Source organism: Flavobacterium sp. (genome assembly GCF_013822155.1).
Lineage (GTDB): Bacteria > Bacteroidota > Bacteroidia > Flavobacteriales > Flavobacteriaceae > Flavobacterium.
In genome coordinates this window covers 1-22,168 of the sequence record NZ_PNJW01000052.1, presented here as the reverse complement: position 1 = coordinate 22,168, position 22,168 = coordinate 1, and the positions used below count along the sequence as shown (strand labels likewise).

At 34.4% G+C, this 22,168-nt stretch carries 21 protein-coding genes; 15 read left to right on the top strand and 6 right to left on the bottom strand.

Annotation, left to right across the window (positions count from 1 at the left end; genetic code table 11):
* Positions 1-448: 448 nt before the first annotated feature.
* On the bottom strand, positions 449-1,345 hold the full coding sequence (locus C0512_RS11830) for a carboxypeptidase-like regulatory domain-containing protein (protein ID WP_290861831.1): 897 nt from the start codon (positions 1,343-1,345) through the stop codon (positions 449-451).
* Positions 1,346-1,600: 255 nt separating this feature from the next.
* A complete protein-coding gene (locus tag C0512_RS11825) occupies positions 1,601-1,831 on the bottom strand; it encodes a hypothetical protein (RefSeq protein ID WP_290861828.1) in 231 nt (76 codons plus the stop codon).
* Between the two features lie 292 nt (positions 1,832-2,123).
* Between C0512_RS11825 and C0512_RS11820 the strand changes: the two genes are divergently transcribed.
* The 6 genes from C0512_RS11820 to C0512_RS11795 all read left to right on the top strand — a co-directional run bounded on the left by C0512_RS11820 (position 2,124) and on the right by C0512_RS11795 (position 9,169).
* Positions 2,124-2,555, top strand: coding sequence for a MarR family transcriptional regulator (locus C0512_RS11820; protein ID WP_290861826.1), 432 nt, complete (start codon positions 2,124-2,126; stop codon positions 2,553-2,555).
* Positions 2,556-2,657: 102 nt separating this feature from the next.
* On the top strand, positions 2,658-5,048 hold the full coding sequence (locus C0512_RS11815; RefSeq protein WP_290861824.1) for a 3-hydroxyacyl-CoA dehydrogenase/enoyl-CoA hydratase family protein: 2,391 nt from the start codon (positions 2,658-2,660) through the stop codon (positions 5,046-5,048).
* A gap of 47 nt (positions 5,049-5,095) precedes the next feature.
* Complete coding sequence (locus C0512_RS11810) at positions 5,096-5,449, top strand: four helix bundle protein (RefSeq protein ID WP_290861822.1); 354 nt, start codon at positions 5,096-5,098, stop codon at positions 5,447-5,449.
* A 54-nt stretch (positions 5,450-5,503) separates the two neighbouring features.
* Complete coding sequence (locus tag C0512_RS11805; protein ID WP_290861820.1) at positions 5,504-6,685, top strand: acetyl-CoA C-acyltransferase; 1,182 nt, start codon at positions 5,504-5,506, stop codon at positions 6,683-6,685.
* A gap of 105 nt (positions 6,686-6,790) precedes the next feature.
* Positions 6,791-8,581 carry an acyl-CoA dehydrogenase family protein gene (locus C0512_RS11800; RefSeq protein ID WP_290861819.1) on the top strand — a complete coding sequence of 597 codons (1,791 nt, stop codon included), beginning with the start codon at positions 6,791-6,793 and terminating at the stop codon, positions 8,579-8,581.
* Between the two features lie 114 nt (positions 8,582-8,695).
* Complete coding sequence (locus C0512_RS11795) at positions 8,696-9,169, top strand: nucleoside deaminase (RefSeq protein WP_290861817.1); 474 nt, start codon at positions 8,696-8,698, stop codon at positions 9,167-9,169.
* Here C0512_RS11795 and C0512_RS11790 read toward each other — a convergent pair.
* Positions 9,166-9,894, bottom strand: coding sequence for a biotin--[acetyl-CoA-carboxylase] ligase (locus C0512_RS11790; RefSeq protein WP_290861815.1), 729 nt, complete (start codon positions 9,892-9,894; stop codon positions 9,166-9,168). The two genes, C0512_RS11795 and C0512_RS11790, sit on opposite strands and share 4 nt — an antisense overlap.
* A 94-nt stretch (positions 9,895-9,988) precedes the next feature.
* On the opposite strand from C0512_RS11790, the gene rsfS reads away from it, so the two are divergent.
* From rsfS to C0512_RS11755, 7 genes are all read left to right on the top strand, one after another.
* Positions 9,989-10,360 carry a ribosome silencing factor gene (rsfS, locus tag C0512_RS11785; RefSeq protein WP_290861813.1) on the top strand — a complete coding sequence of 124 codons (372 nt, stop codon included), beginning with the start codon at positions 9,989-9,991 and terminating at the stop codon, positions 10,358-10,360.
* A 26-nt stretch (positions 10,361-10,386) separates the two neighbouring features.
* Positions 10,387-12,339: an ATP-dependent zinc metalloprotease FtsH gene (ftsH, locus tag C0512_RS11780; RefSeq protein WP_290861811.1), complete on the top strand. Its 1,953-nt coding sequence runs from the start codon at positions 10,387-10,389 to the stop codon at positions 12,337-12,339.
* A 117-nt stretch (positions 12,340-12,456) separates the two neighbouring features.
* Complete coding sequence (locus C0512_RS11775) at positions 12,457-13,059, top strand: LUD domain-containing protein (protein WP_290861809.1); 603 nt, start codon at positions 12,457-12,459, stop codon at positions 13,057-13,059.
* Position 13,060: 1 nt separating this feature from the next.
* Positions 13,061-13,867, top strand: coding sequence for a phosphatidate cytidylyltransferase (locus tag C0512_RS11770; RefSeq protein WP_290861807.1), 807 nt, complete (start codon positions 13,061-13,063; stop codon positions 13,865-13,867).
* On the top strand, positions 13,857-14,507 hold the full coding sequence (locus C0512_RS11765) for a phosphatidylserine decarboxylase family protein (protein WP_290861806.1): 651 nt from the start codon (positions 13,857-13,859) through the stop codon (positions 14,505-14,507). The genes C0512_RS11770 and C0512_RS11765 overlap by 11 nt, the downstream gene beginning before the upstream one ends.
* A 3-nt stretch (positions 14,508-14,510) precedes the next feature.
* Positions 14,511-14,780: an acyl-CoA-binding protein gene (locus C0512_RS11760; protein ID WP_290861804.1), complete on the top strand. Its 270-nt coding sequence runs from the start codon at positions 14,511-14,513 to the stop codon at positions 14,778-14,780.
* Between the two features lie 127 nt (positions 14,781-14,907).
* Positions 14,908-15,561, top strand: a complete 654-nt coding sequence (locus C0512_RS11755; RefSeq protein WP_367160974.1) for a superoxide dismutase — start codon at positions 14,908-14,910, stop codon at positions 15,559-15,561.
* Between the two features lie 75 nt (positions 15,562-15,636).
* Here C0512_RS11755 and C0512_RS11750 read toward each other — a convergent pair whose 3' ends face one another.
* Entirely contained in the window at positions 15,637-18,270 is a 2,634-nt protein-coding gene (locus C0512_RS11750) for a valine--tRNA ligase (RefSeq protein WP_290861800.1), read from the bottom strand.
* Positions 18,271-18,453: 183 nt separating this feature from the next.
* On the opposite strand from C0512_RS11750, the gene C0512_RS11745 reads away from it, so the two are divergent.
* Positions 18,454-18,888: a DUF1573 domain-containing protein gene (locus C0512_RS11745; protein ID WP_290861797.1), complete on the top strand. Its 435-nt coding sequence runs from the start codon at positions 18,454-18,456 to the stop codon at positions 18,886-18,888.
* Positions 18,889-18,919: 31 nt separating this feature from the next.
* Here C0512_RS11745 and C0512_RS11740 read toward each other — a convergent pair whose 3' ends face one another.
* On the bottom strand, positions 18,920-20,230 hold the full coding sequence (locus C0512_RS11740; protein ID WP_290861795.1) for a PDZ domain-containing protein: 1,311 nt from the start codon (positions 20,228-20,230) through the stop codon (positions 18,920-18,922).
* 121 nt (positions 20,231-20,351) lie between these two features.
* Between C0512_RS11740 and C0512_RS11735 the strand changes: the two genes are divergently transcribed.
* Positions 20,352-21,542, top strand: coding sequence for a pyridoxal phosphate-dependent aminotransferase (locus tag C0512_RS11735; protein ID WP_290861793.1), 1,191 nt, complete (start codon positions 20,352-20,354; stop codon positions 21,540-21,542).
* 78 nt (positions 21,543-21,620) lie between these two features.
* On the opposite strand, the gene C0512_RS11730 is transcribed toward C0512_RS11735, so the two are convergent.
* Positions 21,621-21,980, bottom strand: coding sequence for a hypothetical protein (locus tag C0512_RS11730; protein ID WP_290861791.1), 360 nt, complete (start codon positions 21,978-21,980; stop codon positions 21,621-21,623).
* Positions 21,981-22,168 lie beyond the last annotated feature (188 nt).

The window sequence follows — 22,168 nt, the reverse complement described above, 5'->3', positions numbered from 1 at the left end:
CTATATTCTTTAGCAGCCCAAACATTTCCGGTTGCTTTTGTTTGTGAAAAAGAAAATAATGGCAATAAAAAAATTAAAAGTGTAGTTTTCATTTAATAATTATAAAATGTTCTTAAATTTTAAAAATATTGTTTTTTTAGTTCTAACACCACCCCTCAAATCTTTTAGTGTGGATATTCATAATTCAAACCTTAAAAATTATCTACTATTTTCAACATTTAATTAATAGTTTATAAATATAATAACTTTCAACAATCAATCAATAAAATTAAAAAATTAAAAAAACTAAATAAATCAAAAAACTAAAAAAACTAAAAAAATTAAAAGAATCAAAAAAAACTAAAAAAACTAAAAGAACTAAAAAACTAAAAGAATTAAAAGAATCAAAAAACTAAAAGAATAAAAAAAAAACTCCCCCATCACAGGAGAGTTTTTAACACCCAAACCATTAAACAGCAACCATCACCACCTCCACCACACTCGTCACACTATAAAAAATCGTCACCGTCACAACTTCCGTAACATACCCTGTCCGTCTAAACTCAAACTCATAAACCCCATCCGGAATACTACGCAAATAAAAAATACCCGAACTTCCAACACGCTTTTTAATCCCCAATGCAGTACAAACCATCCAAACATTACCCATCAAAACTCCGTCAACATCCCGAACTGTTCCCTTCGCCAGCCACTTTCTATATTTCGGTCGCTCCGTATGGCGACGATTAAAATAATTCTCATAATAAGTGCTATCAGTCAACTGCATCGTCTTACTCAACAAATCCATGTTTCGCAACAAAACATTACAAGCCGAAAAAACAACCTTCAACTCCGATGTCGACGCCCGCTTAATCGAAATATTCGCCCGCGGTTGTGGTATCGAAACACTAAAATTAGTAATCTTCCGCTGCAAATCATCCAGCTCATCACTCGTAATGCCATAGGCTGTCAACAAACTCAAATTATCCGAAGTCTGCTCATATATAATAGTCGCCGCAGTCACTAAAGCCGTGTCTGCCAAATACGATAATTTGCTTCTACTGTAATTCACCTTATCAAGCAAAACAAAATTCGAAGTATTATTAGCAAAAGCCACCATCTTAGCAGATATAAAAGCACCATAAATACTTAAATCCGTTTTCAACAACTGTTTGTTAGCCGCATATCCACCTCTGTTCAAGCGTTGCAATTCCAACTGTTCATACAAATAAGTCACTTTCTCCACAAATAAGGTCAAATTCAAATTAAAATTTGGCATTAAAGAAATAACATCAGGTGAAACCTCATTAAGATAATCTTGCATAACAAGATACATACCCAACTTCTTATTTTGATATTGATTCATAATCAGTAAGTTAATAAATTAATATACCCAAACTTAGAAAGTTTATTCCTAATAAAAAAACACTCACATCATTTTTACATAAAATTAAAAAATCCAATAAACTAATTTAAAAAACAGCAACAATAACCCATAAAAAACACCAAAAACACAAAAACACCAACTCAAATATTAAAGACCAACCACTTTAACAAAACACCAACCATTTACGTAAAACACCAGCTAAATAAAATGAACAACAACCAAAGAAGATAAACACTAACCAAAACCCTGAAGTATCTCAATATTTTGCTGTAGCATATCAATCCAAACGTGAACAACAACCCTAAAACCCTGTAGCATGTCAATCCAAACGTGTAGCATGCTCATCCAAACATGAACAACAACCACAAAACGGTGTAGCATATCAATCCATAGGTGTAGCATACTCATCCAATCATAAACAACGACCATAAAAGCTTGTAGTATGTTAATCCGGATGTGTAGCATGCTCTTCCAGACGTAAACAACGACCAAAAACCCCGAGACAACAACCATAAATGGTGTAACAAAGAACATAAAACCCGAAACAACGACAATAAACACTATAGCATGCACATCTGAACGCAAACAATAACCATAAAAAAAGAAACAATAACCCTAAAAACACAAACAACAACACAACAAAACCACACAAAACACTACAATTCAAACACTACTTAACAAAAAATGTGTTAAAAATTAAAAAATACTATGCGTGCATAATAAATTTTATATATCTTTGAAAACGTTTGCGAAAAACATGAAAGACAAAACCATAGACTATATCCTTCGAGCAACCTGGCAATCAGTCGCCCGAATGTACAACGACGAAGCATCAAAATACGAAGGCTCAATGGCAATCGGTTTCGCCCTTCTAAGCATCGACAAAGAAGACGGAACTCCATCAACATACATCAGCAACAGAATGGGAATGGAAGCAACAAGCCTCACCAGAACCCTCAAAACACTCGAAGAAAAAGGACTAATCATCCGTAAAAAAAACCCCGATGACGGTCGCGGTGTCCTAATATACCTAACCGAACTCGGAAAAGAAAAAAGAGAACTATCAAGAAACACCGTAATAAAGTTCAATGAAACAATCAAAGACAACATCCCACAAGAAAAACTAAACACCTTCATGGACGTCGCCGAAACAATCAACGAACTCATCAACGAAAAGAAAATATTTTAAGTTTAATAGTTTAAAATTTTAATTATTTAAATTTTAAAAATTATTAAAATCTGTGTTCTAAAATAAAAATAAAAACCCGCAACTCGCAACAAGACATAAAATATGAAAAGAACAATCAAAAAAGTGGCCGTCATCGGTTCCGGAATCATGGGCTCCGGCATCGCTTGCCATTTTGCTAACATTGGCGTGGAAGTACTCCTTTTAGACATCATCCCAAACTCCCTCACCGAAACCGAAGAAAAAAAAGGACTAACCCTTGACAACAAAACCGTTCGCAACAGAATCGTAAACGACAGCCTTGCAAACGCCCTAAAGTCAAACCCATCACCCATCTATAGCCAACGATTTGCTTCCCGCATCACAACCGGAAACACCACTGACGATATCGCAAAAATCAGCACCGTCGATTGGATAATCGAAGTCGTAGTAGAACGCCTCGACATCAAAAAACTCGTCTTCGAACAAGTAGACAAATACAGAAAACCCGGAACCCTCGTAACATCAAACACCTCCGGAATACCAATCCATTTCATGACAGAAGGCCGCACAGAAGACTTTCAAAACCACTTCTGCGGAACACACTTCTTCAACCCTGCCCGTTACCTAAAGCTTTTTGAAATCATCCCCGGACCAAAAACAAGTCAATCCGTCCTTGATTTCCTAACAAATTACGGCTCTCAATACCTCGGAAAAACAGCAGTAGTTGCCAAAGATACCCCCGCATTCATCGGAAACAGAATAGGAATCTTCGGCATCATGAGTCTCTTCCACCAAGTAAAAGAAATGGGATTAACCATCGAAGAAGTAGACAAACTAACCGGCCCCGTCATTGGCAGGCCTAAATCAGCAACCTTCCGCACCGTCGACGTAGTAGGCCTCGACACCCTAGTCCACGTCGCTAACGGAATATACCAAAACTGCCACAACGATGAAGCACATAGCCTCTTCAAACTCCCTTCCTTCATCGACAAAATGATGGAAAACAAATGGCTAGGCAGCAAAACAGGTCAAGGTTTCTACAAAAAAGTAGACAAAGATATTCTCTCCCTTGACCTAAACACACTCGAATACCGTCCAAACAAAAAAGCATCCTTCGCAACACTGGAACTAACCAAAACAATCGACAAACCAATCGACCGTTTTCGCGTACTCGTAAAAGGAAAAGACAAAGCAGGAGAATTTTACAGAAAGAACTTCGCCGCAATGTTTGCCTACTGTTCCAATAGAATACCCGAAATCTCCGACGAACTATACAAAATAGACGATGCCATGAAAGCCGGTTTCGGTTGGGAAAACGGACCCTTCGAAATCTGGGACAGTATCGGCGTAGCCAAAGGAATTGAACTCATGAAAGCAGAAGGATACGAACCCGCAACATGGGTAACCGAAATGCTCGCAGCAGGCAGCAACTCCTTCTACACCATTAAAAACGGAGCAACACATTTCTATAACATCCCATCAAAAACACAGGAAAAAATCCCTGGTCAAGATGCATTTATCATCCTAAATAACATTCGGGAAAGCCACAAAGTGTGGGGAAATGCAGACGCAACCATCCAACACCTTGGCGACGGAATCCTAAACCTGGAATTCCATTCAAAAATGAACACCATCGGCGGTGGAGTACTACAAGGAATCAACAAAGCAATTGACTTAGCCGAAAAAGAATACAACGGATTAGTAATAGGAAACCAAGGAACAAACTTCTCTGTCGGAGCAAACATCGGAATGATATTCATGATGGCCGTCGAACAAGAATACGACGAATTAAACATGGCCATCAAAATGTTTCAAGACACCATGATGCGTTGCCGCTACTCTTCCATCCCCGTAATCGTCGCCCCACACGGAATGACACTTGGCGGTGGTTGTGAAATGAGCATGCACGCAGACAGAGTCGTTGCAGCCGCAGAAACATACATCGGTTTAGTAGAATTTGGCGTAGGTGTAATCCCCGGAGGTGGCGGTTCAAAAGAAATGACTGTTCGTGCCTCCGATTTATTCCACAAAAACGACGTCGAATTAAACGTACTGCAAGAATACTTCCTAACCATTGGAATGGCAAAAGTAGCCACATCCGCCTATGAAGCGTTCGATTACGGCATCCTTCAAAAAGGAAAAGACATCGTAGTTGTAAACCGCGACCGACAAATTGCAGTAGCCAAACAAGTAGCCTTACAAATGGCAGAACAAGGCTACACACAACCAATTCAACGAAAAGACATCAAAGTATTAGGAAAACAAGCCTTAGGAATGTTCTTAGTCGGCACAGATCAAATGCAAGCCGGTAAATACATCTCTGAACACGACCGTAAAATTGCCAACAAACTTGCCTATGTTATGGCAGGCGGTGATTTATCAGAACCCACATTGGTAAGTGAGCAATATTTATTGGATATTGAAAGAGAAGCATTCTTGAGTTTGTGTACCGAAAGAAAAACTTTAGAGCGAATCCAATTCATGTTAACTAAAGGAAAACCACTAAGAAATTAGTATTAAGACGGAAGTATTAAGTATTAAGACAGATAAAGACTAAATATATGCACAATTTTGAAAAACTTAAAATATGGCAAAAAGCAATGGATATTGCAGTTGAAGTATATGAAGTTTCTTTGTTGCTTCCCAATGATGAAAAATTCAATTTAATACATCAAATTAAGAAATGTGCGGTTTCAATTCCATCAAATATTGCAGAAGGTTCAGGAAGAAATCATAATAAAGAATTTATTCAATTTTTAGGAATAGCAAATGGCTCAACGTTTGAATTAATAACGCAATTAATACTAGCTAAAAGACTAAAACTTATAAACGAAGAAACAGCACAACCCATAATTAATCAATTGGTAGAAGTTTCAAATATGAATTTCTCCTTTCAAAAAACATTAAAATCATAAATAAACGGTTGGCAAGTCTTAATACTTAATACTCCAATCTTAATACTTATAAATATGAAAACAGCATATATCGTAAAAGCATATAGAACCGCAGTAGGAAAAGCACCAAAAGGAGTATTCCGTTTCAAAAGACCGGATGAATTGGCAGCAGAAACCATTCAGTTTATGATGAATGAACTACCCGATTTCGACAAAAAACGCATCGACGATGTGATGGTAGGAAACGCCATGCCCGAAGCAGAACAAGGTTTAAACGTAGGCCGCCTAATCTCCTTAATGGGATTAAAAGTAACCGATGTTCCGGGAGTAACCGTGAATCGTTATTGTGCTTCCGGTTTAGAAACCATCGGAATGGCAACTGCAAAGATTCAATCCGGAATGGCCAATTGCATCATTGCAGGAGGAGCTGAAAGCATGAGTTTTATTCCAATGGGTGGCTACAAACCAACACCCGATTATGCCGTTGCCGCTTCCGGAAACGAAGATTACTATTGGGGAATGGGTTTAACCGCTGAAGCAGTCGCAAAACAATTCAATGTTTCCCGCGAAGACCAAGATGAGTTTGCCTTTCATTCCCATCAAAAAGCACTAAAAGCACAAGCCGAAGGAAAATTTGACAAACAAATTGTACCCATCACTGTTGAACAAACGTTCATCAATGAAAACGGCAAGAAAGAAACCAAATCATACACCGTTACTAAAGACGAAGGACCAAGAGCTGACACTAACGTAGCCGCATTAGGAAAACTAAAACCGGTATTCTCCGCAGACGGAAGCGTAACTGCAGGAAACTCTTCCCAAATGAGTGACGGAGCTGCTTTTGTATTAATCATGAGTGAGGAATTAGTAAAAGAATTAAGAATAACACCAATCGCACGATTAGTAAACTTTGCATCCGCCGGAGTAGAACCAAGAATCATGGGAATCGGGCCGGTAAAAGCCATTCCGAAAGCCTTAAAACAAGCCGGTTTAACCTTAAATGACATTGATTTAATTGAATTAAATGAAGCGTTTGCATCACAATCCTTAGCAGTGGTTCGTGAATTAGGGTTAAATCCTGATATCGTCAATGTGAACGGAGGAGCCATTGCCTTAGGTCATCCACTAGGTTGTACAGGGGCTAAATTATCCGTTCAATTATTTGACGAAATGCGTTTACGGGGAAGCAAATACGGAATCGTAAGCATGTGCGTAGGAACCGGACAAGGTTCTGCAGGGATTTATGAATTGTTATAATTAAAAGATAAAGAAAAGCAGATTAAAGAAATTTATAAAATTTTAAAAATTTCTCTGATTTTTTAAATCTGTGTTCAAAAAATATAAAAGATAAAAAAAATAACTATGGAAGACATAACAAGAGGCGGACAGTTTTTGGTCAAAGAAACCAAATGTGAAAACGTATTCACACCCGAAGATTTCTCAGAAGAGCAAATCATGATGCGTGATTCAGTAAAAGAATTTGTGGACAAAGAAATTTGGCCCAATAAAGACCGTTTTGAAAAGAAAGACTTTGCATTTACGGAGGAAGTAATGCGAAAAGCAGGAGAAATGGGCTTTTTAAGCGTAGCCGTTCCGGAAGCTTACGGCGGAATGGGAATGGGATTCGTAGATACCTGTTTAGTATGTGATTATATTTCAGGTGCAACCGGTTCGTTTTCAACCGCTTTTGGAGCTCACACCGGAATTGGAACTATGCCGATTACCCTTTATGGAACAGAAGAACAAAAGAAAAAATACGTACCCAAATTAGCGTCAGGTGAATGGTTTGGAGCTTATTGCTTAACCGAACCGGGTGCAGGATCTGATGCCAATTCAGGAAAAACAAAAGCAGTTTTATCGGCAGATGGAACTCATTACAACATTACCGGACAAAAAATGTGGATTTCTAACGCAGGTTTTTGTTCCTTGTTCATTGTTTTTGCAAGAATTGAAGACGACAAAAACATCACAGGTTTCATTGTGGAAAATGACCCATCAAATGGCATTTCAATGAATGAAGAAGAACATAAATTAGGAATTCGTGCCTCTTCTACTCGTCAGGTATTCTTTTCGGATACAAAAGTTCCGGTTGAAAATATGTTGGCCGGACGTGGCGAAGGTTTCAAAATTGCGATGAATGCTTTAAATGTAGGTCGTATCAAATTAGCAGCTGCTTGTTTAGATGCACAACGAAGAGTGACTTCCAATGCCATTAATTATGCCAATGAAAGAGTCCAATTCAACACACCAATTTCATCATTTGGAGCAATTCGATATAAATTAGCGGAAATGGCAACTTCTGCCTATGCCGGTGAAAGTGCTACTTATCGTGCTGCTAAAGCAATTGAAGACAGAATAAATGCACGTGTGGCCGAAGGAACTTCTCATCAAGAAGCGGAATTAAAAGGAGTGGAAGAATTTGCTATCGAATGTTCTATTTTGAAAGTAGCCGTTTCTGAAGATGTTCAAAACTGTGCCGATGAAGGTATTCAAATTTATGGAGGAATGGGATTCTCAGAAGATACACCTATGGAAAGTGCTTGGAGAGATGCCCGAATTGCCCGAATTTATGAAGGTACAAACGAAATCAACCGCATGCTTTCGGTAGGAATGTTGATTAAAAAAGCCATGAAAGGTCATGTAGATTTATTAGGTCCGGCCATGAAAGTACAAGAAGATTTAATGGGCATTCCATCCTTTGACACTCCTGATTATTCGGAATTATTTTCAGAAGAAAAAGAAATGGTTGGCAAATTGAAAAAAGCCTTTTTAATGGTTGCCGGAGTCGCTGTTCAAAAATTTGGAATGGATTTAGATGCCCACCAACAGTTACTAATGGCTGCTGCAGATATGTTAATCGAAATATACATGGCAGAAAGTACCGTTTTACGTACCGAAAAACTAGCCAAAAAAGTAGGAGAAGAAAAAGCAAAAGAACAAATTGCCATGGCTAAATTATACCTTTACAAAGCCGTAGATATAGTAACTCAAAAAGGGAAAGAAAGTATTATTTCATTCGCAGAAGGTGATGAACAACGCATGATGCTAATGGGTTTACGTCGTTTTACAAAATACACCAATATGCCAAATATTGTTGGTCTACGTGAAACCATTACCTCCAAATTAGTAGCTGAAAACAGTTACTGCTTTTAATAATTTTTAGTTTAGTTGTTGATTAAATAAACCACGCTTTATAGCGTGGTTTATTATTAATTCTAAAAAGAAAAACAGTTATAATCTTTAGTATCTTTACAGAAATCCTACATTATGTGTACCCACAATCATTTTATGAAAGAAGCTATAGAGCTATCAAGAACAAGTATGAATACAAACGAAGGAGGCCCGTTTGGTGCTATAATTGTTAAAAACAATCAAGTTGTTGGTAGAGGGAATAACAAAGTTACCTCCAGCAATGATCCAACTGCTCACGCTGAAGTTGTTGCTATTCGGGATGCCTGCAAAAACTTAGGAACTTTTCAGTTAGATGGTTGTGTAATGTATACATCATGCGAACCTTGTCCAATGTGTTTAGGAGCAATCTATTGGGCACGCCCGGAAAAAGTATATTTTGCTAACACGCGAGAAGATGCTGCCAATATTGGATTTGATGATGACTTTATATATAATGAAATCAACATTCCAATAGAAAAAAGACACATCACTTTTGAGCAAATTCAACAAGAAAATGCACTAGAAGTCTTTCAGGAATGGAAATTAAAAACAGATAAAATTGACTATTAAAAGAGCATTTTAATTTCCTTCACTCCAAATTTAGCAATAGAATCATCTTCTAAAAGAATGTGTAATAAACCATCATTGGAAACTTTTTGAATTATTCCCATAAATTTATTTCCATAAACATCTTCAAATACCATCGGAATTCCTTTTTTAAATAACTTTTGATGATAATTGACCCATATTTTTTCTGAATCCTTTTCCATCATCGTTAAATTTTGTTTAATAGAAGTGCAAAAATCTAATAGAAGTTCATCTAAATTAAAGGTTTTTCCTGAAATTAGATGTAAAGAAGTTGCATTGGGAGCTTTTTCAAAATACAATTGATTTATATTAAGCCCGATTCCTACTATCGAAATCACTTCTCCATCTGATTTAATACTATTCTCAATTAAAATACCACCTAATTTTAAATTCCCTGACATAATGTCGTTTGGCCATTTGACAGTCACATTAGGAATTTTATACCTTTCCAAAACTTCAACTAAGGCAAGTGAAACTAAAATATTTAGCGTAAACAATTGCTTTACATCAACAATCAAATCTTTTAGCAATATACTAAAAGTGAGATTTTTACCTGATTCTGATTCCCACGAAGTACCCATCTGCCCCTTTCCTTTCGACTGATTTACTGCTATAACAATTGTAAAATTAGCTACTACTTGTTGGGAGAATAATTGCTTTAAATAGTTGTTTGTCGAAGGAGTGGCACTTAGTTTGATGATATGCATAAGGTATTATTATACTGAAATTGTTTTAAACTTGTGTTAAGCATCAAAAATAAACACAAAATTTGATAACTTTGCGAAAATTATAAAATAGTAAATGGCGAATAAAAAAGTTAGTAAAGATGAATTGTTAATCAACATCATCAAAGGAATTGAAGAAGTTAAAGGAAATGACATCGATATATTAGACTTACGCGATATTGAAAACACTGTATGTGATTATTTTATAATTTGCAATGGTACTTCTAACACACAAGTTAACGCTATTGTTAACTCGGTCCAAAAAACGGTTTCCAAAGAACTAAAAGACAAGCCCTGGCATGTTGAAGGGGCAGATAATGCCGAATGGGTTTTAATGGATTATGTGGACATTGTTGTACATGTATTTCAAAAACATGTTCGTGAATTTTATAACATTGAAGGATTATGGGGTGATGCAAAAATCACAACGATTCCAAATAAAATTTAAAAATTGCTAAAGAAGAAAAATATATAATGGCGAAAGAAAATAATTCTACTCCGAATTCAAATAAGTTTAAATTTAATCCTTGGCTACTTTATTTTATAGTTGCCGGTATTTTTATATTTATCAGTGTCATTTCCGGTGGAAGTTCCTTTCAGGAACCCGGAAAATTAACCATTTCTAAATTCAACGAATACCTTGAAAATGGTGAAATTGAAAAAGTATTAGTTTACAATAAAGGTGAAAATATCAGTGAAGCTGAAATCTACATTAAGAAAGATGCTCTGAAAGATCAAAAACATAAAGGTGTTGTAAAAGATGTGTTAGGTCGTGAAAATACGGGTGCACATTATCTTTTGCCTAACATTGCTGACGGTAAATTATTTCAGGAAAAACTGGAATTAGCTAAAAAGGAAAATAAATTAGCCGATTATAATTATTTAGTAAAAAGTAATTGGTCAGGTATTTTAATTAATTTATTACCAATCATACTAATTGTGGTCATCTGGATTATCATTATGCGTCGTATGTCAGGTGGATCAGGTGGTGGCGGTGGTGGTCAAATTTTTAATATCGGAAAATCAAGAGCAAAACTATTTGATGAAAAAACAGATGTTAAAGTGACATTCAAAGATGTAGCCGGATTAGAAGGAGCAAAAGAAGAAGTTCAGGAAATCGTTGATTTTCTTAAAAATCCGGAAAAATACACTACGCTTGGAGGTAAAATTCCAAAAGGTGCTTTGTTAGTTGGTCCTCCCGGAACAGGTAAAACATTATTAGCAAAAGCGGTAGCCGGTGAAGCAAAAGTTCCATTTTTCTCTCTTTCAGGTTCTGATTTTGTTGAAATGTTTGTGGGTGTTGGAGCTTCCAGAGTACGTGATTTATTTAAACAAGCTAAAGACAAATCCCCTGCAATTATCTTTATTGATGAGATTGATGCTGTCGGAAGAGCTCGAGGAAAGAATAACATGTCTGGTTCAAATGACGAACGTGAAAACACGCTAAATCAATTGCTTACGGAAATGGATGGTTTTGGAACCAATACTAACGTTATTGTATTAGCCGCAACAAATCGTGCTGATGTTTTAGACAAAGCCTTGATGAGAGCCGGTCGATTTGATCGTCAAATATATGTTGATTTACCGGACATTAGAGAACGTAAGGAAATATTTGAAGTGCATTTAGCTCCTTTGAAAAAACAAGAAGGTTTAGATACTGAATTTTTAGCTAAACAAACTCCTGGTTTTTCCGGTGCAGATATAGCAAATGTTTGTAATGAAGCGGCTCTTATTGCAGCTAGACATGACAAAAAAGCGGTTGACAAACAAGATTTTCTTGATGCTGTTGACAGAATTGTTGGCGGTTTAGAAAAGAAAAACAAAATTGTAACTCCGGATGAAAAAAGAGCAATTGCTACTCATGAAGCCGGTCATGCTACAGTTAGTTGGATGCTGGAACATGCTGCTCCATTGGTGAAAGTAACTATTGTGCCTCGTGGACAAAGTTTAGGTGCGGCTTGGTATTTACCCGAAGAACGATTAATTGTTCGTCCTGATCAAATGTTGGACGAAATGTGTGCCACTATGGGTGGACGTGCAGCTGAAAAAGTAATTTTCAACAGAATTTCCACAGGAGCCTTGAGTGATTTAGAAAAGGTAACAAAACAAGCCCGAGCGATGGTAACCATTTATGGTTTAAATGAAAAGTTAGGCAATGTTACCTATTATGATTCTTCCGGTCAAAGTGAATATAGTTTTTCTAAACCTTATTCTGAAGAAACTGCTGTTACCATTGATAAAGAAATCTCAAATTTAATTGAAAGTCAATACCAACGTGCTATTAAACTTTTAGAAGATAATAAAGATAAATTAGTACAATTAGCTGACATTTTAATTGAAAAAGAAGTTATTTTCAAAGATGATTTAGAAACTATTTTCGGAAAAAGACCTTTTGGAGATGAGTCGCATGTTTCCGTTGGTGAATAGCTTTTCTAACCAATTTTAAGAAAAAACAGAAAAAACTTAATTCAATATGAAATTTGAATTGAGTTTTTTTTATCTTTGAACGTTTTCAATTACAACTAGTACAATTGTTAAAATAGTATGAGTCTTTTTAAAAAGTTATTTGGTTCCGGAAACGAGGCTTCAGAAGAGAATAAGGAAAAAGATGCCAGTCCTTTTAATCCGGATAACAAAATTCCTGTAGATGAATTATTTACTTTCAATTTCAAAAAAAATGGAGGTAAATTTTTGTATTGTGAAAACTTAGAAGAAATTAAAGAACAATTCTTAAATATCTTAGAAGAAAACGATTGGTTTGAATGTGAAGCCGTTTGTTTTGAACCAAAACTTTTCCATTTATTAGACGAAAACAAACTCAATTTTAAAAATCCGGTAAACCCAAAATTTTTATTGACCAGTTGTGAAAATCTAATAGCAGATGAAGGCTCTGTTTTATTAACTTCAAATCAAATAAAACAAAATAAACCACACGAACTACCTGCAAATATGATTGTTTTTGCTACAACTAGTCAAATTTTAGAGAGTAAAAGTGACGGTTTAAGAGAAATAAAAAAACGTTACGTTAAAGATTACCCAACTAATATCACTACTATTAAATATTTCGAAAAAGCAAAAGAAGAAGATTTTCTTCAATATGGAAGTGCAGCTAAAAACCTGTACTTATTGCTTTTAGAAGACTTATAAAATGAATGAAACGGTTACAAGAGCTTTATCTGGTTCAGTTTATATTGTTTTACTAGTAGGCTGTATTTTACATTCAGAACTATCTTTTTATATATTGTTTGGTGGTTTTTTGGGCTTAACAACTTTTGAATTCTGTAAGTTAGTAGACCTTCCAAAAAGTATTCCAGCAGTTTTCGCTGTAGCACTATTTGCACTATTTTGTGATTCTACATTTTATCCCTTTCAAGATGGAATTATAACAAGTTTCACCGTTTTGGTCTCCTTCAAATTATTATATTCTCTATTTTCAACAAAAGAAAAAACGATTACCAATTTTGAAAAGTGGCTTTATTTAATTGGTTACATAATTTTTCCCTTTGTAATTATCACCAAAATTCCTTTCGGACTATCAGGGTACAATCCTAAAATTATCATCGGGATTTTTGTTTTAATTTGGACCAATGACACTTTTGCTTATTTAGTTGGAAAATCGATTGGTAAACACAAATTATTTGAACGAATTTCTCCTAAAAAAACTATCGAAGGATTCATTGGTGGTTTTGTATTTACAATTATTGCCGGTATTATTATTGCAAAATATTTACTGAATACTTCCAATTTAACCATTTGGATTGGAACAGCCGTTTTAGTTAGTATATTTGCAACGCTGGGTGATTTAATTCAGTCGAGATTTAAGCGAATAGCCGGTGTAAAAGACAGCGGAAAAATTATGCCCGGACACGGTGGTATATTAGATCGTTTGGACAGTATGATTTTTGTTGCACCATTCATTTTTTTGTTTTACCAAATTTTAAATTATGTTTCATAAAGAAGGAGCTAAAATTATTTTAATTGCAACAGTGATAGTCGCTGCTTGGATTCTAATGGCAGATGAATTCATTTCGTTAGTTTGGTTAAGAATGACAGTTCAAACTATTGGGCTTCTATTTTTAATTCTGATATTACAATTTTTCAGAAATCCGAAACGAAATACACCTATTGATGATAACCATATTATCGCCCCGGTTGATGGAAAAGTAGTAGTTATTGAAGAGGTTTTTGAACCGGAGTATTTTAAAGATAAACGTTTACAAGTTTCCATTTTCATGTCACCTATCAATGTTCATGTTACTAGATATGCCGCAAACGGAAAAATTAATTTCAGTAAATACCATCCCGGTAAATACTTAGTCGCTTGGCATCCAAAAGCTAGTACTGAAAACGAAAGAACTACTGTTGTTATTGAAAATAGAATTTTTGGCGAAATTTTATACCGTCAAATTGCCGGTGCTTTAGCACGTAGAATTGTAAATTATGCACAAGAAGGAATGCAAGTAGTTCAAGGAACTGATGCCGGATTTATAAAATTTGGTTCACGTGTGGATTTATTCTTACCTTTAGGTACAAAAATTAATGTAACGCTCAATCAAATTGTAAAAGGTGGAGAAACTATAGTTGCTGAAAAATAATTCATGGCTGAAAAAGACTTAGATACACGATTCCGGGAAGCTTTTGAGAAAGCTTCTAACATGACCGAGACATTACCTCCGGACGTTATGTTGCGTATTTATGCTTACTATAAACAAGCAACACATGGAATGGTAGGATACACACAACCTTCTTCCAATGATTTGCGAAATGCTTTTAAAACCAATGCTTGGATGCAAATTAGCCACATTTCATCCGATGAAGCAAAGGAACTTTATATTGAAACAATAAATTCTTTGTTAAATAAAAAATAATCTTATGAAAAAAAATGTAGTTCTTTCAGCTCTAGTTATCACAACGCTCATCAGTTGTAATAATAATAAAAAATTAGAGGAAGTTGTGGAAGTTCCACTTCCTGAAAAAGAAGTAGTTGTAACCGAAATGGGAAATCCTGCTGATGTAAAAGTTGATGAAGGCGGTGCTTTTGAAATGGTAGCCCTACCCTATGCTTATAATGCTCTAGAGCCTTATATTGATGCTAAGACAATGGAAATTCATTATTCTAAACACCATTTAACTTATGCGAATAATTTGAACAAAGCAATCGCAGGTACTGAAATGGCAAACATGTCCATTGAAGATATCTTTAAAAAATTAGATCCTGAAAACAAAGCTGTTCGTAACAATGGAGGTGGTTATTACAATCATAACTTCTTTTGGGAAATCATGGGAGCCAATAAAGGTGGAGAACCTAAAGGAGCTCTTGCTGAAGCGATAACCAAAGATTTTGGCAGTTTTGCTGATTTTAAAACACAATTTATTGAAGCCGGAATGAAACAATTCGGTTCTGGATGGGCTTGGTTGATTGTGGATAAAACCGGCAAATTAGCAATTACTTCAACTGCTAATCAAGATAATCCTTTAATGACAAAATTAGGAAATACCGGAACCCCCATTTTAAATGTAGATGTTTGGGAACATGCCTATTATTTGAAACACCAAAACAAACGAAAAGATTACTTAGAAGGATTTTTCAATGTAATCAATTGGGATAAAGTAGCAGAGAAATTTACTACCGCTACAACCGTTAAATAATTTTTAATCCTATTATTACAACAACAAAAAGTCCCTTTTTTTAGGGACTTTTTTTGGTTTATACCTTTTTTTAAACTATTTCAAACTTGCTAAACTTTGCTCGATTGTAGCTATTTTAGCTAAGGCATCGGCTTCTTTTTTGCGTTCCATTTCGATAACTTTTTCAGGGGCACCCGATACAAATTTTTCATTAGAAAGTTTTGCTCTTACTGAATTTAAAAAACCATTCGTGTATTTTAATTCTTCCTGTAATTTCGCTACTTCTTCTTCTACATTAATTGCACCACTAATCGGTATAAAATATTCATTGGATTTTACTCTATAAGTTAAAGCTCCATTTACTTGTTCAGAAATGTAATCTATGGAAGAAACATTTCCTAATTTAATTATAACTGAATCAAACTCTTTTGAGGCATTTTCATGATTGATAACTTTCAATTCAATTTCTTCTTTAAATGGAATATTTTTGTCTTTACGAATTGTTCTCAAACCTGCAATCACTTCGGAAGCAAATTCAAAATCAGCAATCAAATTAGCATTTGTATTTGCTATAGTTGGCCATTCTGAAATTATTAAGGCTTGTTCCGGTGAGCGTTCTGCTAAATGTTGCCAAATTTCTTCTGTCAAAAAAGGCATAAAAGGATGTAACAATTTTAAATTTGCTTCTAACGCTGCAATAGCTCTTGTATAGGTTACTTTATCAATTGGTTGTTGATAACCCGGTTTAATCATTTCCAAAAACCATGAACAGAAATCATCCCAAACTAGTTTATAAATTGCCATTAATGCATCTGACAAACGATATTTTTCAAACTGATCTTCAATTTCCGCTAACGTTTTTTCTAATTTTGCTTCATACCAAGCAATGGCAATTTTTGAACTTTCCGGTTGCGGAATAGAATCACTTACTTCCCAACCATTTATCAATTTAAAGGCATTCCATATTTTATTAGCGAAAGCTTTTCCATTATTGCATAATTCTTCATCAAACATAATATCGTTTCCGGCAGAAGCACTTAGTAATAAGCCAACCCGAACACCATCAGCACCATATTTCTCAATCAAATCTAACGGATCAGGTGAATTTCCTAATGACTTAGACATTTTTCGACGTTGCTTGTCTCGAACTATTCCGGTTAAATATACATTTGTAAATGGTTTTTCACCAGTATATTCATAGCCGGCTATAATCATTCTAGCCACCCAGAAAAACAAAATATCCGGACCTGTCACTAAATCATTTGTTGGATAATAGTATTTAAAATCCTTATTTTCCGGTTCTAAAATTCCTCCAAAAACAGCCATTGGCCATAACCAAGAAGAAAACCAAGTATCCAAAGCATCTGCATCTTGTTTAAGATTATGTATTGCAAGTTGCGGATTATTGGTTTTTGCTTTAGCTAATTCCAAGGCTTCCTCGATAGATTCAGCAACCACATAATCTTCTTTTCCGTCTCCATAGAAATAAGCAGGAATTTGTTGACCCCACCACAACTGTCGGGAAATATTCCAATCTCGGATATTTTCTAACCAATGTTTGTAGGTATTATTAAATCGATTTGGATATAATTTTATCTCTTCCGTTTCCATTACGGCCTTAAATGCCGGTTTAACCAAATCTTCCATTTTCAAAAACCATTGATCAGACAAACGAGGTTCAATAACCGCTTTTGTCCGTTCGGAAGTTCCAACTTTATTAATGTGATTTTCAATTTTGGCAATATGCCCAAGAGATTCTAATTCAATTACAATCTCATCTCGAACCAGAAAACGGTCTTTTCCTTGATAATGCAATCCATAACTGTTTAACGTTGCATTTTCATTGAAAATATCAATGATATCCAGGTTATGTCTATTTCCTAATTCTTTATCATTAACATCGTGTGCCGGTGTTACTTTTAAGCAACCGGTACCAAATTCCATATCTACATAGTCATCAAAAATTATTGGAATCACTCGATTACAAATAGGAACAATCGCTTTTTTACCTTTTAAATGGGCAAAACGTTCGTCATTTGGGTTAATACAAATTGCAGTGTCACCTAATATTGTTTCTGGACGTGTTGTTGCAATAGTGACTGATTCAGTAGAGCCTTCAATTTTATAATTCAGAAAATATAATTTCCCTTGGCGTTCTTCATAGATTACTTCTTCATCAGAAAGTGTGGTTTTTGCTTCCGGATCCCAATTGACCATTCTATAGCCACGATAAATCAACCCTTTGTTGTATAAATCAACGAACAATTTGATAACCGAAGCACTCATGTCATCATCCATTGTGAATTTTGTTCTATCCCAATCGCAAGAACAACCCAATTTTTTCAATTGTTCTAAAATAATACCACCGTGTTTATCTGTCCATTCCCAAGCATGTTTCAAAAATTCTTCTCGAGTTAAATCCTCTTTATTGATTCCTTCTGCTTTCAATTTAGCTACTACTTTTGCTTCAGTAGCAATAGAGGCATGGTCCGTTCCGGGAACCCAACAAGCATTCATTCCTTTCAAACGGGCACGACGAATCAATACATCTTGAATGGTATTATTCAACATATGTCCCATGTGTAATACACCTGTCACGTTTGGGGGTGGGATTACGATAGTATAAGGCGTTCTATGGTCCGGTTCTGAATGAAAGTAATTGTTTTTCATCCAATAGTTATACCATTTTTGTTCAGATTGCTTGGCATCAAATTGAGCTGGAATTGACATGTGAAATTGGTTATGTTACTAGTTAACTATAATTGATAATTGGTTATATTTAATTAACAATTTTGGTCTGATTTTTGTACTATCTTGCAAAAGTAATGATTTCGTTAGAGTATTAAAAATCAAATTTGTATTTGTACTTTAATAAAAAGTGATTAATTTTACACAACCCAAAAACACATAACCATGAAAAAATTATTCTTTTTTACTGTTGTTAGCTTATTCAGTTTTTCTGTATTTGCTCAAAATGGTCCTAAAATCGTTTTTAAAGCAGACGATAATACAATAGATTATGGTAAAGTATATAAAGATTCAGACAATGGTGTCAGAGTTTTTGAATTTACCAATACCGGAAATGCCCCTTTAATTATCACAAATGTACAGTCAACCTGTGGTTGTACTGTTCCATCAAAACCCAAAGCACCAATCATGCCAGGGAAGTCGGACAAAATTGAAGTTAAATATAACATGGCGACAGGCCCTATTCGAAAAAGCATTACCGTTGAAAGTAATGCTGTAAATTATGAAAACGGAACAGTTCATCTAAAAATTAAAGGTGAAGTTTTAGAACGTCCGGAAGTAAATTTATTAGAAAAGAAAAATGTAGGTCCAATGCAATAAATATAAAGCTCTTCAAAAGAAGAGCTTTTTTTTATAAAATGCTTTTTAAAACAAAACTAAAATTAAGAAATTGACTTCCTCTTTGAACTTCCATTTTTATAAGCTTGCCTTCTTCAGATTTTAATAGATCATTAATTTCCTGAAGTGAGAGTAAATGTGCTTCTTTCTTATTAATAGATACAATTATATCTTCCTTTTTTAATCCACATTCCGCAGCCGGAGAACCATCACGAACATTTGAAATAACATAAATAGGTTTAAGAACAAATTTATAATAAAAACCAACTGATTCTGTACTCTGAATCAGTTGCGATTTATTGAATTGTATTTTTTCCGGAATCCATTTTAATCCGATGTGATGAATTTCTAAACCACTCATATTATAATTAAAAGGTACAGAAAAGTTTCTGTTTTTACGAATAGCTATTTCTGAATTTCTGTAATCAATAAATAACGTAAACCTTTTTAAAATCTCTGCTCCAATAGAGCCTACTCTATTTTTAACAAGTTTCACACTTTGAGTAGAAAGTGAATCCAGAAAAGCTACAATTGGATTTTCAAATACAAATTCTCCTAATGAAAATTTTGCCAATTTTGCACGTTTTCCAAAAATAGGTCCACTAAATCCTTGCCCTAAAAAATCACTAAAATTAGGTTCGGGGAGTTCAAAAGACTTTAACTTATTTTGAAACAACCAAACGGCATCACTATTCCCTAAATCAATCAGCAATTTCGCATCAATAACCGTTGTGTCAATAGCAAATTTTGTTTCTAAATAAGGTTTATTATTTTCAAGTATAATTGGATATTTTTTGAATTTTTTATATTTTTTATTGACTGCTTTTGATTTATGCTTATACACCGTAATGTAATGATTCACATAATCGATTTCCATTGGATAATCCTTAAAAAAACCATAACCCATGATACCATTAACAGGAATTCCAACTCCGGAAGAAATATTAATATCTTCATTTAAAATAATATAAATGGTATGACTCGGATCAAAAAAAGTTGGCGTGACAACTATTTTATTTTTAGAGGATTTCAATCCTTCAATAAATTCAGCATTACCCAAACCTTTGAGTTTTATTTTTTCAACGTTGTTAAATTCCACCTGATCTTTATCTAACAAACTAAACAAAATAGTTTCTTCTACACCTGTATCTAATAAAAAAGTCAATTCTACCCCGTTCACTTGAATTGGCACAAAAATTAAATTATTGATAAATTGAAATGGAATTTTTATCTTGTCTTTATCTGAAATAAATTGAAAACTGGATTGACCAAAAACTCCAATATTGAAGAAAAGAAGTAGAAATATAATTTTGTGAATTTTCATAAAATATATAAAACATAAAATTACAAAAAAAGAAATGAATTTTCTTATCCTTAAATATATCCTTTAAAAGATTGGGTCTGAATAAAAAAAGTTGCAAATTTGCATTTCAAATAATTTAATTATGCCAAAAATTTCCAAAAAAGGTCTACTCATGCCGGAATCACCCATTAGAAAATTGGTGCCGTATGCCGAGATTGCTAAAAAAAGAGGAACAAAAGTATATCATTTAAACATTGGACAACCGGACATTAAAACACCGGAAGTAGCAATGAATTCGATAAAAAATTTAGATATTAAAGTGCTGAAATACAGCCATTCTGCCGGATTTGAAAGTTACCGTAGAAAATTGTCTGATTATTACCAAAAACACGGTTTACCTATCAATTTTGAAGATATCATTATTACTACTGGTGGGTCAGAAGCATTACTTTTTGCAATGGGAAGCACAATGGACACTGATGATGAAATTATTATTCCCGAACCATTTTATGCAAATTACAATGGTTTTTCTACTGCCTCTGGTGTAAAAGTTATTCCTGTAATTTCAACCATTGAAAATGGATTTGCACTTCCTCCTATCGGTGAATTTGAAAAATTAATTACGTCAAAAACTAAAGCTATTTTGATTTGTAATCCAGGAAACCCAACCGGTTATTTATATTCCAAAGAAGAAATTTTTCAATTAGCTGAATTGGTTAAAAAACATGATTTATTTTTAATTGCGGATGAAGTTTATCGCGAATTCATTTATGACGGCGAGGAACATTTCTCTGTGATGAATGTACCGGGATTGGAACAAAATGCCATTATGATAGATTCGGTTTCTAAACGTTACAGTATGTGTGGGGCTAGAATTGGCTGCATTGTTTCAAAAAATAAAGAGTTGATGACAACAGCTATGAAATTTGCTCAAGCAAGATTAAGTCCTCCCACTTTTGCTCAAATTGCGAGTGAAGCAGCTCTCGATACTCCTCAAAGTTATTTTGATGAAGTAATTACTGAATACAAAGACCGCAGAGATACTTTAATAGAAGAACTCAACAAAATAGATGGAGTTAAAGTTGGATCCCCTAAAGGTGCCTTTTATTGTATTGCAAAGTTGCCCGTTAAAAATGCTGATCATTTTGCCCAATGGCTTTTAGAAACTTATGATTTTAATGGCGAAACGGTTATGGTTGCTCCTGCAGCCGGTTTCTATTCTACTCCGGAAGTTGGTTTAGATGAAGTTCGAATTGCTTATGTATTGAAAAAAGACGATTTAATTAAAGCTGTTCAAATACTTAAAGAAGCTTTGAAAGTTTATAAAAACTAATTATAATTTTGTGCTAATTAAAAACCTTTCAAGTAAACAAACTTGAAAGGTTTTTTTTATAATTAACTAAGATAAAATCTATTGGACAAGTCGTTTTCTAAACCACCCTAGATATAATTCATTAAATTGAAAATTTATTTCTGTTTGCGAAGTGGTTTTATTAAAAATTAAAATATCTGACGCGGTTTGAATTATAAATCTGTTTTCTTCCTCTTGGTGTGAAAGTATTTGATTTACTTCAAATTCATATACTGTTTGCTCCACCTTAAAGGTGATTTTTTGATTCGAAATCACAAGATTTTCTTTCGTATGTACTCCTTCGTAATTCCCTTTTAACCATTCAGGAATAGTTAATGCCTGTGGTTGGGTTTCTATCGATTCCGATTCACAACTTACTAAAAATAAAGTAGCAAATAAAACTAAAACAATTCTTTTCATCTAGGCAGTATTTAATAACCTGCTGTAAATCTAATCTTTAGAATCATTATTATACTTTATAATCGTCAAAACGGTAATAAAAACGATTAAGTTAGGCATAGGTGCTGTTTATCGATAAAAAAACTCCTGACGAAAACATCAGGAGTTAAATATTTAATATTATTTTTTATCGTTTTAACGAGAAGTGA

Coding starts and splice junctions, on each gene's coding strand:
- C0512_RS11730 (WP_290861791.1), bottom strand. CDS start 21,980: ATGAAAAGAATTGTTTTAGTTTTATTTGCTACTTTATTTTTAGTAAGT.
- C0512_RS11760 (WP_290861804.1), top strand. CDS start 14,511: ATGGCTGAAAAAGACTTAGATACACGATTCCGGGAAGCTTTTGAGAAA.
- C0512_RS11755 (WP_367160974.1), top strand. CDS start 14,908: ATGGGAAATCCTGCTGATGTAAAAGTTGATGAAGGCGGTGCTTTTGAA.
- rsfS (WP_290861813.1), top strand. CDS start 9,989: ATGGCGAATAAAAAAGTTAGTAAAGATGAATTGTTAATCAACATCATC.
- C0512_RS11750 (WP_290861800.1), bottom strand. CDS start 18,270: ATGTCAATTCCAGCTCAATTTGATGCCAAGCAATCTGAACAAAAATGG.
- C0512_RS11735 (WP_290861793.1), top strand. CDS start 20,352: ATGCCAAAAATTTCCAAAAAAGGTCTACTCATGCCGGAATCACCCATT.
- C0512_RS11815 (WP_290861824.1), top strand. CDS start 2,658: ATGAAAAGAACAATCAAAAAAGTGGCCGTCATCGGTTCCGGAATCATG.
- C0512_RS11765 (WP_290861806.1), top strand. CDS start 13,857: ATGTTTCATAAAGAAGGAGCTAAAATTATTTTAATTGCAACAGTGATA.
- C0512_RS11800 (WP_290861819.1), top strand. CDS start 6,791: ATGGAAGACATAACAAGAGGCGGACAGTTTTTGGTCAAAGAAACCAAA.
- C0512_RS11825 (WP_290861828.1), bottom strand. CDS start 1,831: ATGCTACACATCCGGATTAACATACTACAAGCTTTTATGGTCGTTGTT.
- C0512_RS11795 (WP_290861817.1), top strand. CDS start 8,696: ATGTGTACCCACAATCATTTTATGAAAGAAGCTATAGAGCTATCAAGA.
- C0512_RS11805 (WP_290861820.1), top strand. CDS start 5,504: ATGAAAACAGCATATATCGTAAAAGCATATAGAACCGCAGTAGGAAAA.
- C0512_RS11820 (WP_290861826.1), top strand. CDS start 2,124: ATGAAAGACAAAACCATAGACTATATCCTTCGAGCAACCTGGCAATCA.
- C0512_RS11745 (WP_290861797.1), top strand. CDS start 18,454: ATGAAAAAATTATTCTTTTTTACTGTTGTTAGCTTATTCAGTTTTTCT.
- ftsH (WP_290861811.1), top strand. CDS start 10,387: ATGGCGAAAGAAAATAATTCTACTCCGAATTCAAATAAGTTTAAATTT.
- C0512_RS11770 (WP_290861807.1), top strand. CDS start 13,061: ATGAATGAAACGGTTACAAGAGCTTTATCTGGTTCAGTTTATATTGTT.
- C0512_RS11740 (WP_290861795.1), bottom strand. CDS start 20,230: ATGAAAATTCACAAAATTATATTTCTACTTCTTTTCTTCAATATTGGA.
- C0512_RS11790 (WP_290861815.1), bottom strand. CDS start 9,894: ATGCATATCATCAAACTAAGTGCCACTCCTTCGACAAACAACTATTTA.
- C0512_RS11810 (WP_290861822.1), top strand. CDS start 5,096: ATGCACAATTTTGAAAAACTTAAAATATGGCAAAAAGCAATGGATATT.
- C0512_RS11830 (WP_290861831.1), bottom strand. CDS start 1,345: ATGAATCAATATCAAAATAAGAAGTTGGGTATGTATCTTGTTATGCAA.
- C0512_RS11775 (WP_290861809.1), top strand. CDS start 12,457: ATGAGTCTTTTTAAAAAGTTATTTGGTTCCGGAAACGAGGCTTCAGAA.